This is a genomic window from Pseudomonas sp. HK3, from assembly GCF_052920985.1.
On sequence record NZ_JBREXD010000003.1, the window covers coordinates 1,006,210 to 1,019,802 of the forward strand.

At 43.4% G+C, this 13,593-nt stretch carries 11 protein-coding genes; 2 read left to right on the forward strand and 9 right to left on the reverse strand.

Annotation, left to right across the window (positions count from 1 at the left end):
* Nucleotides 1-96: 96 nt before the first annotated feature.
* Nucleotides 97-372 (reverse strand): hypothetical protein, encoded by a 276-nt coding sequence (locus ACU6U9_RS20290; RefSeq protein WP_446736782.1) that lies wholly within the window; start codon nt 370-372, stop codon nt 97-99.
* A 144-nt stretch (nt 373-516) separates the two neighbouring features.
* Here ACU6U9_RS20290 and ACU6U9_RS20295 point away from each other — a divergent pair, with 144 nt between their 5' ends.
* Nucleotides 517-2,754, forward strand: coding sequence for a putative bifunctional diguanylate cyclase/phosphodiesterase (locus ACU6U9_RS20295; RefSeq protein ID WP_446736783.1), 2,238 nt, complete (start codon nt 517-519; stop codon nt 2,752-2,754).
* Nucleotides 2,755-2,808: 54 nt separating this feature from the next.
* On the opposite strand, the gene ACU6U9_RS20300 is transcribed toward ACU6U9_RS20295, so the two are convergent.
* The 4 genes from ACU6U9_RS20300 to ACU6U9_RS20315 all read right to left on the reverse strand — a co-directional run bounded on the left by ACU6U9_RS20300 (nt 2,809) and on the right by ACU6U9_RS20315 (nt 7,313).
* Nucleotides 2,809-3,312: a DUF2147 domain-containing protein gene (locus ACU6U9_RS20300; RefSeq protein WP_446736784.1), complete on the reverse strand. Its 504-nt coding sequence runs from the start codon at nt 3,310-3,312 to the stop codon at nt 2,809-2,811.
* A gap of 93 nt (nt 3,313-3,405) precedes the next feature.
* Entirely contained in the window at nt 3,406-4,182 is a 777-nt protein-coding gene (locus ACU6U9_RS20305) for an SDR family NAD(P)-dependent oxidoreductase (RefSeq protein ID WP_446736785.1), read from the reverse strand.
* A gap of 89 nt (nt 4,183-4,271) precedes the next feature.
* A complete protein-coding gene (locus tag ACU6U9_RS20310; protein WP_446736786.1) occupies nt 4,272-6,413 on the reverse strand; it encodes a molybdopterin oxidoreductase family protein in 2,142 nt (713 codons plus the stop codon).
* Between the two features lie 120 nt (nt 6,414-6,533).
* Nucleotides 6,534-7,313, reverse strand: a complete 780-nt coding sequence (locus ACU6U9_RS20315; protein WP_446736787.1) for a flagellin — start codon at nt 7,311-7,313, stop codon at nt 6,534-6,536.
* 236 nt (nt 7,314-7,549) lie between these two features.
* Here ACU6U9_RS20315 and ACU6U9_RS20320 point away from each other — a divergent pair, with 236 nt between their 5' ends.
* Nucleotides 7,550-9,601, forward strand: coding sequence for an oxidoreductase (locus ACU6U9_RS20320; protein WP_446736788.1), 2,052 nt, complete (start codon nt 7,550-7,552; stop codon nt 9,599-9,601).
* A 290-nt stretch (nt 9,602-9,891) separates the two neighbouring features.
* On the opposite strand, the gene ACU6U9_RS20325 is transcribed toward ACU6U9_RS20320, so the two are convergent.
* The 4 genes from ACU6U9_RS20325 to ACU6U9_RS20340 form a co-directional block, all read right to left on the reverse strand.
* Nucleotides 9,892-10,967, reverse strand: a protein-coding gene (locus tag ACU6U9_RS20325; RefSeq protein ID WP_446736789.1) for an IS3 family transposase whose coding sequence is annotated in 2 segments (ribosomal slippage) — nt 9,892-10,715 and nt 10,715-10,967 — 1,077 coding nt in all. Because the reading frame shifts where the segments join, the coding sequence is not laid out codon by codon here.
* A gap of 748 nt (nt 10,968-11,715) precedes the next feature.
* The gene (locus tag ACU6U9_RS20330) at nt 11,716-12,090 is read right to left on the reverse strand and encodes a hypothetical protein (RefSeq protein WP_446736790.1); all 375 of its coding nucleotides are present in this window, start codon (nt 12,088-12,090) and stop codon (nt 11,716-11,718) included.
* Between the two features lie 124 nt (nt 12,091-12,214).
* Nucleotides 12,215-12,778, reverse strand: coding sequence for an SMI1/KNR4 family protein (locus ACU6U9_RS20335; RefSeq protein ID WP_446736791.1), 564 nt, complete (start codon nt 12,776-12,778; stop codon nt 12,215-12,217).
* 155 nt (nt 12,779-12,933) lie between these two features.
* Entirely contained in the window at nt 12,934-13,593 is a 660-nt protein-coding gene (locus ACU6U9_RS20340; RefSeq protein WP_446736792.1) for a hypothetical protein, read from the reverse strand.

A 13,593-nucleotide genomic window follows, 5' to 3' on the forward strand; every position in this document is an offset into this window, starting at 1 on the left:
TAAGTCTTAGAAAATAAGATTAAGCTAGCACTTTTCCACTAGAAGATAAGAAATAGAAAGCACATAGCTTGACGGTACCAAGCTATGTGAGAAGAATTAATCTTCTACAGAGCCTGAGGCAACTGCTTCTTTTGCTTCTTCAATTTTTTCTTCCGCTACATCAGCAGCGTCTTCCATTGCTTCTTTAGCTGTTTCCATTGCTTCTTCTGCGCTTTCTTTTGCATCGCCAGCCATTTCTTCAGCGGCTTCAACTGCGGCTGTTGCTTGTGCTTCAACCGCTTCTGTTGTGGTTTCTGCTTGTTCTGTTACAGACGTTTCACCACATGCCATTAATGCAAATGCGGCTACTAAGATCGCTAGTTGCTTCAACATAATTTATACCCTTATTAAATGATTGCTAAGAAATAGCGGGCACATCGTAAATCAATTGTGATTACCCCACTAGGGCCGCCCCTCTAAGCCGTGAACCAGTTCTAGTTATCTAAACAATATGCGAGAACGGTCTATGCTTAATGTATGTTTAAGCAATTTACGTTATTAAAAATGAGTCTAACCAAACGAGTATGGATAAGCTTTGCTCTGGTGGTCACCGTGGGGATCGCGTTATCACTTATCATTCGTGAAAACGGCGAAAAAGCTGGGATTAGCAGCCGCAACCTTGTATCGGTGGCGATCCCCAAGCTCAACCTAATTAAGCAATTACGCGCCAATATTACCGAGCATGAGCGCTTATTGTATGAATACTACGCCAGTACCACCCGTGATCAGCTTTGGCCTCAAATAAAGAAAACAGAAGACGGCCTAGCGCAGCAATTAATGGCCATTAATGAGAGCTTTTCTGGCCATGTGATGAGCCTGCCAAAATTGTATGGCGATATTAAAGCACTACAGGGCGCGCTTGATGCTAACTTATCCTCGGACAACACCAGCTGGGATAAAGCTCGAGCGGATCTTGCTCTGCTCACTCAAGCTGGGCAAACTGCAGAAAGTATCTTGGTTGAGCTAACCCAAGAGGTCGAACAACAAGCACAACAACAAGCTGAAGATACCCAAAATCAAATTCAACATATTGTCGATTTAGTGATTCTGTATACCGTCATTATTGTGATCATTGCGTTAATTTTAGGCTATTTTACGCAAATTATTATTCGTAAAACAGCCAAACGAAAAGCACTTGCTAAGTTTCCTGAGCGTAACCCAAATCCCGTTATGAATTTAAATTGGTATGGGGATATATTATTTTCTAACCCTGCTTGTCATCACTTGCTTGAAAAGATTCACCCAAATTCAACTAACTTAACAGATCTCTTGCCTCAAAATTTTCATGCTCAGCTAAAACAATGGCAAGCCGATTATGAAAACGTCGTAAACTTTGAAGCAACCATTAGTCAACATCATTTGCAATTTAGTGTCTCGTTATTACGTGACTTAGAAAGCTGCCATCTGTACATCGAAGATGTCACCGAACAAAAAGCCGCACAAGCACAATTGGAATACCAAGCCTTCCATGACATACACACAGGCTTAGCCAACCGACGTAAATTTGAAACCGACTTGGCGTGCGCGATTGAGGCCAAGCAACCCTGCTCTATTTTATTTGTAAGCATCGACCGCTTTAAATTTATAACATCAAGCCAAGGCTACCATGCTGGTGATGCCATTATTCATCACCTTGGTAAAAGATTGCTTGATATTAGCCAACATCTTAGTTGCCAAATAAAAAGTTATCGCCTTGAAGGTTCAACCTTTTGTTTAATTGTGCAGCACAGTAATCCGAATGAGATCACCTATGTAGCTAAAGCCATACAAGCCGCTATGGATGATGCATTGTTTGTTAATGAGCACAGCTATTATTTAAATTTGAGCATGGGCTATTGCCACTACCCGCAAGACGGTGATAACACGCAAGGTTTGATTAGCAACGGGCATGCTGCGCTTAACCATGCCCGTATTATTGGCAATAATGTTGAAGCTTATAACGCAACACTGCATGCCGCCGAACAAAGCTGGCTCCCCATTGAAAGAGGGATACGCGAAGCATTAGAGAAACAACAGTTTGTGATGTTTTATCAAGCAAAGGTTAATGCAGATACAGGGCAAATAACCGGGGCCGAAGCGCTGATTCGCTGGTTTAAAGAGGACGGCGACATGGTCAGCCCAGCAACGTTTATTCCTGTGGCCGAGCAAACCGGGTTAATCATTAAAATGGGGCATTGGATCATTGAGCAATGCTTTAATCAAACAAAAGCATTTTATACCGAAGGCCACCCTATTCAAGTGGCCATTAATATTTCAGCAAGGCAGTTTCAATATCGTCATTTTCTTGAGCAACTACAAGCATTGCTTGATAAAACAGGCGTAAATCCTAAACACGTAGAATTAGAAATAACAGAAAGCTTAATAATGGAGAACGCAGATCAAAGTATTGCCATTATGAAACGACTAAAAGAAATGGGGTTTGCATTGGCTATTGATGACTTTGGTACGGGTTACTCGTCATTAAGCTATTTAAAAAAATTCCCAATTGACTCATTAAAAATTGATCAAGCATTTGTGAGAAATTTAGAACATGACACAGATGATAAAAACATTGTGGCTGCTATTATTGATTTGGCACAGCATTTAAATTTAAAAACAATCGCAGAAGGAGTCGAAACAGAGGGTCAATGGCAATTACTTAAAGAAATGAAGTGTGATTATATTCAAGGTTACTATTTTAGTAAGCCAAATCGAGCAGAACACCTTTTCACATAAAAAAACAGCGTAATTGAAACAATTACGCTTGTTTTTAATTAACTTAAAAATACCTTAATTAGCCATGCTGCCTTTTACTGCCGCAGGTACGGATACGGTTTCTTGTGCAACTGGCGCTGCTTCTACGCGATGCCAAACCTGAGAACGGCCAGCAAATGCAAAACCAACATAACCGCGCACATCCAGTTTTTGGCCGCCATCCGTTACTTCAATTTTAGAGCTATAAACACTGCCGGTTGCTGGGTCTAAAATTTCACCATCATCCCACACACCATCATCTTCGGTTAAACCCCAAATAAATTGCATACCTAGAATAGGTTGATCTTTTTTATCACCGTCACATTCTGTGCACGTCGGGTTTTCTTCATCTGGCTCAATGAGTTTAACAATTTTACCGTTCAATTCGCCGTTATCAATCCAGATTTTTACAAGGCTTTTTGCTTTGCCTGTTTCGTCATCAATGGTTTTCCACGTGCCTTCTGGTGACAGGTTATCAGCCAAAGTAGACTGGCTAATTAAACCAAACGTTAATGCGGCAAGTACGAGAAAATGTTTCATTATTATTGTCCTATGTTGTCAATGAAAATGTGCTTAGCAACCTTATCACAATTATTATCGCCACCAAGTCCATTTTGAGCAAATTGGCCTATTTTATTTAGCTGCCATGCGAATGGCGCCATCTAACCGAATGACCTCGCCATTAAGGTAATCGTTCTCTGCCATGTGGACCACCAAGTTACCAAATTCTTTTGGATCTCCCAATCGTTTAGGGTATTCAACACTGTTGCCCAACGCTTCGATAACGCTTTCGCCCAAGCTCTCAGCCAAAGGCGTGCGGAACAACCCAGGTGCGATGGTGTTACAGCGAATCCCATAACGGGCTAATTCACGCGCAATTGGTAATGCCATACCCGCCACTCCGGCCTTGCTTGCCGCGTAAGCCGGTTGACCTATTTGACCATCAAAAGCCGCCACCGAGGCCACATTGATAATCACACCTCGGCCATTATCTGCATTAACTGGGTCGCCTTTTGCCATCTGTGCGGCCGCTTTACTCAGTACATTAAATGTACCGAATAGATTGACATCCACGATTTTTTTGAAATTTTCGAGGGGTAAGGGATTACCTTCACGGTCAATGACTTTTTCTGGTGGGCCAATGCCTGCGCTGTTTAATACGATGTGCAAATCGCCATACACGTCAATACAGGTTTGAATACCGGTTTCGACTGAGGCTTCATCGGTAACATTCACGCTGGCGAAGCATGCGCTTTCACTGCCCAGCATTTTCACTGCTTTTTCGGCGAGCGCTTGGTTCATATCAAAAATACACACTTTCGCGCCTTTTGCCACTAATGCCTCGCAGGCCGCAAAACCCAAGCCAGAAGCACCGCCTGTCACGATGGCGACTTTGTTTAGAAGATCCATTGATTTACCTGTTTATTGTTATTTTAAACCGCCAGCATACTGCTAAGCGGCATTCGGTAAAATGTGATAATTGCTCAAATCTATTGAGATTAAACCGCCACCTGCTCCACCACTGGCAATAACGTCACGGGGACGCCATTGACAGCCGCATTGCCAGATAGCTCGTCGATCATTAAATCGTCGGTTAAATCGTTCACGCTAACACCCGCATGGGCGTCGGCAATGGTTTGCCTCGTGCCTTTGCGGTTATGACCCCAACCATGAGGAATGCTCACCACTCCCGGCATAATTTCGTCACTCACTTCAGCGCCAATGACAACCTGCCCCACCCGCGAGGTCACTTGCACTTGCTGGCCATCGGTTATATTTAATTGTTTCGCATGATCAGAGTGAATCAATAATGTGCAGCGAGATTTGCCTTTCACTAAACGCTGGCTGTTGTGCATCCATGAATTATTACTGCGAACATGGCGGCGACCAATTAATAAAGCATCGGTATCTGCCATTTTGTCTAATGAGGCATCCAGTTTTTGTTTTAAGCGAGGCAAGTCTGCAAAATAAAAGTCCATATTTAAATGTATGGTTTTATCTTTATGGCGAAGGGCTTGAGGCAAGCGAGCATGCAAGGGACCTAAATCAACACCATGCGGACGCTTTTTGAGTTTGCCTAAATTTAAACCCGGATATGGCCCACGTTTTAACATGGCGTTTAGTAAAAAATTAGGGCCGATTAATCCGGTAATGCCTCGCATCAATTTTTGGGTGAAAGGCAATTTCGGCTGTAATCGTTTTGCCAGCTCTAGATAAATCTGCCAATCGTGTCGGGCATTTTTTGGGGTTTTAAACATGGCTTTCGAAAATTTTGCCGTGTTGTGTACCGCTAAATTATGAAACGTCACATCGTAATGGTCACGCTCAATTGGGGATACTGGTGGTAAAATAATATTGGCATGGCGCGTGGTTTCATTCAGGTAATAATCCACGCACACCATAAAGTCTAATGACTCAAGCGCCGTGTCTAATTGCTGACCATTGGGTGTGCTTAATACTGGATTACCCGCCACAGTAAACATGGCTTTAATTTGCCCCTCGCCCGGGGTCAGAATTTCTTCAGACAAACACGCTACCGGAAACTCACCATTAAAATCTGGTAAGCCACGCACTCGGCTTTGGCGTTTATTCACATAACCTGGGCCACTATTGGCAACCACATCCGCCGCGGGTGTGGCGAACATCATGCCGCCTTCTTCATCTAGCGAACCCGTTAATAAATTAAACAGCATAATCAAATACTGACTTAACAAACCAAACTCCTGCACACTCACGCCCATGCGACCATACAAGACGGCGTTATCGGCTTGGCAGAACTCCTCGACCATGATTGCAATGTCGGCTGCGGCAATGCCTGTGTGTTGTGCTGCGTACTCTAAGCTAAAGTCTTTCACTTGGTGGGCAATGTCTTCATAGCCTTGGGCTAAATCCAATGCCTTTGATGGTTTAACTAAGTTTTGTGTGAAAACATGATTCACCATAGCCAACAGCAGCACCACGTCTGATCCGGGTTTGATAAAATGATGCTGGCTGGCTAAATCGGCGGTTTCGGTTTTGCGTGGATCAATCACCACTACTTTACCGTCACGCTTTTTAATATCTTTAATTTTTTGACGCACGTTCGCCACGGTCATAATACTGCCGTTAGACGCCAAAGGGTTCGCCCCCATAATCACCATATGGTTGGTGCGATTAATATCAGGAACAGGAATGCGCAATTGATGGCCAAACAAATGGTAAGCCACAATGTGATGCGGTAATTGGTCGATAGATGTAGCGCTAAAGCGAGTACGGGTTTTTAACGCCCCAAGAATATGGCGAATAGACAACATGCTGCCTAAGTTGTGTACATTGGGATTACCCAAGTAAACCCCTAACGCATTTTGACCATGTTGCTTTTGTACGCTGGCAATACCCGCGGCGGCTTTATCAAACGCGTCTTGCCATGAAATTTTTTGCCAACCGTTCTCGGTACGCTCCATGGGCAACGTCAGACGGTCTGGGTCTTCATATAGGTCTTGCAACGCAATCGCTTTGGGGCAGATATGCCCTTGGCTGAATGGGTCGCTCTCATCGCCCTTAATAGAAAGAATTTTTGTCCCTTGATGCTCAACCTTTACACCACACATGGCTTCGCATAAGTTACAGGTACGATAGTGGATTGTTGTTTTTATTGTCATAGCTGTCCCCTGTTTGGCTTCACAGTACACAGCTTTACGTAAATTGAAAACTAACGAGCACCAATGGAACGATCCGTTGCAAAGCGGTTCGCAAAAAAAGAGACGCGCAATTGAGGTGCGTTACCCCAATAGTTTTAGCACGTCCTGACGATTGGTATTTCCCTGCGCGAACAAACTGATGGCCACCTGCTGTTGAATATCGCCTTTGGCTTTTTCTGAACTGGCCTGCGCAAAATCGGTATCACGAATTCGACTACTGGCTTCTTGGTTATTTTGATTTTTCAATTCAACAAACTCAGCCGATTGCGACAACCGGTTAGACACAGCGCCTAATTCGCTGCGGCGGGCATTCACGGACTGCAACGCAGCATCAATGGCGTCTAAATCCAAGTCACTGCCGACTTCAATACCCGCTTGCGAGAGTGCATCGGCTACGTCTGAGCCTTTTAATTCAATTTGATCCCCTGCATTGGCGTCCACTTGAAAACCTAGGTCTTTATTTTCAAAAACGTTTTGCCCATTAAATTGGGTTTGCTCAAATTGGCTATTCACTGATTCGAGCCGTTGATCGATTTCAGACTGAATAGCGGCTTTATCGCTCTCATTTAAAATGCCGTTTTGCTGCTGCACCGTCAGTTCACGCACTCGCTGTAGATCTTCGCTTATGCTGCCCAGTGCGCCGTCTTCTACCTGTGTGCGTGACACACCATCCATTGTGTTACGAATGGCTGCATTCATTGAGCGGCTCTGAGTATCCATACGGTTGCTAATAGCTAACCCTGCGGCATCGTCTTTTGCACTGTTAATGCGTTGACCGCTGCTTAGGCGCGCTTGCTGAGTTTGTTGTGTTTTCGTGGCTTGGTCTAAGCTTCTCATAGACGGTGATTGAGAGATTTGCATTGCGCCTCCAAGGTTTGGAACTAAAACCAGCAAAGTTAACGCCCTATTTTAATAGGCCCGCAGTGGCTTGGTGAAAGACTCGTTCGTCACTAGAAAACCTCTGGGTATCGCCAAAATGGATAAAACGGCCTATTTACACATTGAATGCGCATTTCAATCACTGAATTGCGCACTTGAGTCATTTACCTTACAAATAATGCACCCTATATTCCCTCACATAATAAACAGAGGACAGCTTGATGAGTCAGTACCCACATTTACTAGAGCCACTCGATCTTGGCTTCACCACACTTAAGAACCGCGTCATCATGGGGTCAATGCACACCGGTCTTGAAGATCGCCCTTGGCACTTCAAACAACTGGCCGAGTACTTTGCTGAACGTGCACGTGGTGGCGTGGCTTTAATGGTAACGGGTGGTTTCTCTCCTAACCGTCGCGGCGAACTGATTGCCCTTGGTTCTCGTTTAAACAATGTTTTGCAAGTGCCAATGCACAAAAAAGTGACCAAAGCGGTTCACGATGCTGGCGGTAAAATTTGCCTACAGATTCTTCACGCGGGTCGTTATGGCTATAGCCCATACAGCGTTGCACCATCTGCGATTAAGTCCCCTATTACGCCGTTCAAGCCAAAAGCCTTAACCACAAAAGGCGTTTATAAAACCATTCGCCAATATGCTAAAAGCGCCAAGCTTGCGCAAAAAGCAGGCTATGACGGTGTTGAGATTATGGGCTCTGAAGGTTACTTCATTACTCAGTTTTTAAACAAACGCACCAACCAACGTGATGACGAGTTTGGTGGTTCATACGAAAACCGTATGCGTTTAGCACTAGAAATCGTACGCGAAACTCGCAAGCAAGTGGGCGAGAAATTCATCATCATGTTCCGCCTATCTATGATCGACCTTGTTGAAGGCGGTTCAAGCATGGCAGAGGTGATTGAGCTGGCTCAAGAACTCGAAAAAGCCGGTGTTACTATTATCAACAGTGGTATCGGCTGGCATGAAGCTCGCGTACCGACGATTGTCACCTCAGTACCGCGCGCTGCATTCGTTGACCCAACCGCAAAAGTAAAAGCCGCTGTAAACATTCCAGTTGTGGCGTCTAACCGCATCAACATGCCTGACACTGCCGAAGAAATCCTAGCAAACGGTCAAGCCGACATGGTGTCCATGGCGCGCCCGTTCCTTGCGGATAGCGAATGGGTAAACAAAGCCGCTGAAGGCCGTGCTGACGAAATCAACACCTGTATCGCCTGTAACCAAGCATGCTTGGATCACACATTCCAAAACCAACGTTCAAGTTGCTTGGTTAACCCACGCGCTTGTCACGAAACCGAATTGCTTTACACCCCAACTCACGCACCTAAAAAGATTGCAGTTGTGGGTTCTGGCCCTGCTGGTTTAGCCGCAGCCACCGTTGCCGCAAAACGTGGCCACAAGGTGACGATTTTTGAAGGTCGTGAAAACATTGGTGGCCAGTTCTTATTTGCCAGTAAAATTCCAGGTAAAGAAGAATTTGTCGAAACCATTCGTTACTTCACCAAAATGGTTGAAGTACACAACATCGAACTTAAGTTAAACACTTGGGTAACCGCTGACGACCTTAAAGACGCAGGCTTTGATGAAATCATCGTATCTACCGGTGTTGAACCACGTGTACCTAACATGCCAGGGATTGATCACGAAAAAGTCGTGACCTACCAAGAGCTACTAGGTAAAGGCCTAGAACTTGGCGGTAAAGTAGCGGTAATGGGCGCTGGCGGTATTGGTTTCGACGTAAGCGAATACCTAACACACCAAGGTGAGTCGTTAACGCTAAACAAAGAATTATGGTTTAAAGAGTGGGGCGTCGAAATCAACAACGTTAACGCGGGCGGTTTACAACCAATGGACATCGAGCCTTCACCACGTAAGGTTTACATGCTTCAGCGTAAAACGACGTCTTTGGGCCGCGGCTTAAACAAAACCTCTGGCTGGGTTCACCGCGCTGCAGTGAAAATGAAAGGCGTTGAAATGATCGCAGGCGTTGGCTACGACAAAATCGACGACGAAGGACTACACATCACTATCAGCAACAAAGAAGGCGATGTCATTGAACAACGCGTTCTAGACGTTGACCACGTTGTATTGTGTGCTGGCCAAGTGAGCGTGAATCAGTTGTTCAAAGACTTACAAGGCAATAACGAACACAACTTTGGTTTACACCTTGTAGGTGGTGCTGAGTTCGCAGGTGAGCTTGATGCTAAGCGCGCGATTAAACTGGCGTCTGAATTGGCCGCTAGCTTGTAAGCGTTCAGCCTTTATTGAAGCAAAAAAACGCAGCCATTGGCTGCGTTTTTTGTTTGATAGCATTATAAATTAATCATCATCTTGCATCGGTATTGAATACTCACCAGAACCAAGACCGGACAACCTCTGCGTAATATTGGACTCTTCTAAACTTGATAAAACGATTGAATCATTATCAGGGCAGAATATGTACTCATCTTTATGGCTATCAAATTTAATCTTACCAAGAATACGACCGCTATCGGTTATGCGATAATCCCCCCTTTTTTAACTGACGTCAAAAGTAGAAATTAAGCAGCCATCAACGGTGGTCTGCCACCGTTTGCTTTATGTGGCCGTTCGTTATTGTAAAACCATAACCAGTTTGTTGCATAGTCTTGAACCTCATTTAAAGTTTCAAACAAATATTTACTTAGCCAGCTATATCGAATTGTGCGATTAGCTCTCTCAATATAAGCATTTTGTTGTGGGTTTCCTGGCTGAATATATTCAATGCGAATACCCTGTTTTTTGGCCCAACCAGTAAACTCATGACTAATAAATTCAGGTCCATTGTCACAGCGTATTGCGATGGGCTTTGAACGCCACTCCAATAGCTGATCAAGCACACGCGTGACTCTTGCGGTTGGCAGAGAGAACCCAGCTTCAATCGCAAGTCCTTCACGTCTGTAGTCATCGATCACATTAAACAGCCGGAATTTTCTTTGGTCGGCCAGCTGATCGTGCATAAAATCCATTGACCAAACTTGGTTGATTTTTGTTGGCTCTTTTAATGGTTCAGGCTTGTTGCGCTTTAACCGCCTTCTGGGTTTGATACGTAAATTTAAAGCCAACTCACAATAAATTCGGTAAACCCGTTTATGATTCCATTTAAAAGCCTTCACATTACGTAAATAATCAAAGCACAGCCCAAAACCCCAGTCGGATTCTTTTTCGGTTAAATTAACTAGCCAGTCGGCTATTTCTTCGTTTTCCGAACTCAGAAGAGATTGATACCGATAACAGGTTTCACTGATAGAAAATGCTTGGCACGCAAGCCGAATGCTCACTGCGTAATTTGATACAGCTTGTTGGGCTAACTCTTTACGCTGCGACGGCTTCACCACTTTTTTGCCATAGCCTCCTGAATAATCTCAGATTTAAGGCGCTCTTCAGCATACATTTTCTTTAACCGTCGATTCTCATCTTCAAGCTCTTTTAGTCGTGCAATCATGGATGCATCCATACCGCCATACTTAGCTCGCCACTTATAAAAGCTGGCTGAACTCATACCGAGCTCACGGCATAACTCAGGTACTGGAGTGCCTGCGTCAGCTTGTTTTAGGATGGCCATTATTTGGCTGTCGCTATAACGTGATTTTTTCATGTAGATCTCCTGCGTTTAATATACGAGAAAATTCTACTTATGGTGCCTATTAATTTAAGGGGGGATTACCAATGGCGACTTTTTTGCCGCGTAGCGCAGAAAAGGTGCCATTATTACGGAGTCCTATTGAGCGCTTGGTTATGCTTAATTAGTTTAGAACGCTTATATACAGCTAGCCCACCCCAATAAATACTAATAGAGCTATGCAATACAATATATAAATTACCGTTTATTAGCTCGTGGTTTGCGAGTATAGCTAGCAATATTAATGCACCTATTAGTATTGCCAATATACGGCGCATCTTACTGTTGAGCACATTGTAACCTTGGTAGACAGATAGTTGTAAATAAAGCGCAATTACTGCAAAAACTAAGAAACCGAAAATATACATAAATTCGTCTGGCGGGTTTGCGATTAAAACAAGCGGCATTGTTACCAGTGCAGGTAAAGTAATGTACATGCCCCGTGAGCCAGATTCACGCGTAAAAATTGAATATATATGGTCTGGATCAGCATCTGACTCGGTGTGTAGTTTGACCATGAAAGGAATAGCAATGATAAGGCCAATGATTATTGCACTAAGGCAGGCGATTATGAGTATAAATTCGAGCATATAGTTAATTCACTAGGCCTTGAAGAGCATAACGCTCGCAGCACAGGCCGGAGCAAGTTGGCGACTTTTTTGCGAAGCAAAAAAGATGACAGCTTGCAGAGGTCCAACCCGAAGGGTGATTATGCCTGCGCTTGTTAGCGAATACTTTCACAGACATTTGGAGCCTCCCAAGCCAAAACGTTTACGCAGTAATTACAGCCAATAATAAAGAATTCAATTAAGGCCGAATTACTCGATGAAAGGAACCCCTTCCGGTTACTTTCCTGCTCAAGCCAGCCACTACTTGATATTTTGTATAGCCAGCCATTGTTAGATGAGCATGACGGCCAAAATTCAAGCAAATCTCCCTCATCTAAAACACGGAAGCCAGCAGGACTATCAAAAGAAAGGTCAATCCGCTGGCCGTCGATCTGAACGGTAACCACTAAAGTCTCAATGTCAAAATCAATGTTGATGATTTCAATACTCTCACCCTGTGTTAGGGGTGGCTCAAGAGCAACACATTCCATCGACTTCTCCAATAACATTCTGTATCGCTAACGCCGCAATTTTCGGACGAAGTGGGTTGGTGCTTTTTGTGCTCCGCACAAAACGTGACAGCCCACGGAGTTCCGCAACATTGCTTTGTTATGACTATACATCGTTAACATTCACAATGGCTTCATAGTCATCGCTGTATACATATTTTCCGTTTTCAATATCTTGAACATATTGAGAAAACCATTCATTGAAACTTTTTGCCTTAATTTCACGCTCACCATCATCATGCCACATAGTAATAATTTGGCCATAAGTACCATTTTCAGCTGGATCAAGATCGATGCATAAATGATTTCCAGAGCCATCATACGTGAAGGGGATCCATTTAGAATTCCACCAATCAGACTTTACTCCATTGTCTCTTTCTTCCTTGGATTCATCGAAGTCACCCCCCTTTAGAAGGTCATTCCAAACAGTCCATTCATCAATAATTCTCTCAGCCGATAACAATTCAGAACCATCGATAATCCAACCAGCATCACCTGCTTGGCCATTATGAATTTTTAAGAAATTAATAAACTCTTCAGGAAGCTTAATTGAAAGTGTTCTTTCTAATAAGCTTATCTGCTCTTCCGAAATAGGGTTATTCAAATCATGAAAGGCTTGAGTAAAATTCGCATTCAACCAAGTTTCAAAATTACGCCATACTTCATTCATCTACGATCCCTCTTTTGTCATAACGCTTTTGTTGTGGGGCGGTGATACGTAGCGAGGAACGAGCGAAGTTTAACCGTCCCAGCACCGAAGGTGCGCTCACCAACTGATTGTTATGATTTATCACGCAACCATTTAAGGAAATTAGTAAAGTCAAGCTAGGGATTTTCTCTTAGGCTTTTTCCTAATTGATCTATTGGCCACACAGCCAACTCATCGTTGGCATTAGTAAAAGCCATTCCATTGTATGTACAAAACGTTTTATTATCATTATAGAAAAAACTTTCTTTTTCCGCTGACATGAAAATAACCCCCTCGTTACCAATATTGCATATTGAATTATTTTCTTTCACGCCTATTTTGATAGGTTGAAAACCATAACTAAAGTATTGCGATGCTCCTGAAAAATAAATTGGATCATCCCAATAAAAAATAAAGGCACTATCTACATGACTATAGTAAATGATCGCACGGCTTTTAAGGTAAACAGCTGTATGTGTTGGTGAGCTGATTGCAAAAGAAATATCGTCCTGAGTTAACCCGGAAAAATATTTAATTAGATTGTGACTAAAACCTTCATCAGTATACTTCTCACGAAGACCTTCACCGAGCCTAGCCAGGTCACCAGGATCTTCAATATGCTTAAATAATTTTGACGCAGCATTTATTGCAACTCTATCTTTTTCCTGATGTGTTTTGTAGTCATAACATAGCTTTTCATCAGTAAACTCTGGATTTACAAAACACATATATTCCTGTGAACTACAACCATATAGAACGATTAGAAGCCCAACTGACAAACTTTTATATGAAAACAT

What these genes read in the sequence shown, in the direction of transcription:
- ACU6U9_RS20290 (WP_446736782.1), bottom strand. Translation starts at nt 372, where the DNA reads ATGTTGAAGCAACTAGCGATCTTAGTAGCCGCATTTGCATTAATGGCA.
- ACU6U9_RS20295 (WP_446736783.1), top strand. Translation starts at nt 517, where the DNA reads ATGTTTAAGCAATTTACGTTATTAAAAATGAGTCTAACCAAACGAGTA.
- ACU6U9_RS20300 (WP_446736784.1), bottom strand. Translation starts at nt 3,312, where the DNA reads ATGAAACATTTTCTCGTACTTGCCGCATTAACGTTTGGTTTAATTAGC.
- ACU6U9_RS20305 (WP_446736785.1), bottom strand. Translation starts at nt 4,182, where the DNA reads ATGGATCTTCTAAACAAAGTCGCCATCGTGACAGGCGGTGCTTCTGGC.
- ACU6U9_RS20310 (WP_446736786.1), bottom strand. Translation starts at nt 6,413, where the DNA reads ATGACAATAAAAACAACAATCCACTATCGTACCTGTAACTTATGCGAA.
- ACU6U9_RS20315 (WP_446736787.1), bottom strand. Translation starts at nt 7,313, where the DNA reads ATGCAAATCTCTCAATCACCGTCTATGAGAAGCTTAGACCAAGCCACG.
- ACU6U9_RS20330 (WP_446736790.1), bottom strand. Translation starts at nt 12,090, where the DNA reads ATGGAATGTGTTGCTCTTGAGCCACCCCTAACACAGGGTGAGAGTATT.
- ACU6U9_RS20335 (WP_446736791.1), bottom strand. Translation starts at nt 12,778, where the DNA reads ATGAATGAAGTATGGCGTAATTTTGAAACTTGGTTGAATGCGAATTTT.
- ACU6U9_RS20340 (WP_446736792.1), bottom strand. Translation starts at nt 13,593, where the DNA reads ATGTTTTCATATAAAAGTTTGTCAGTTGGGCTTCTAATCGTTCTATAT.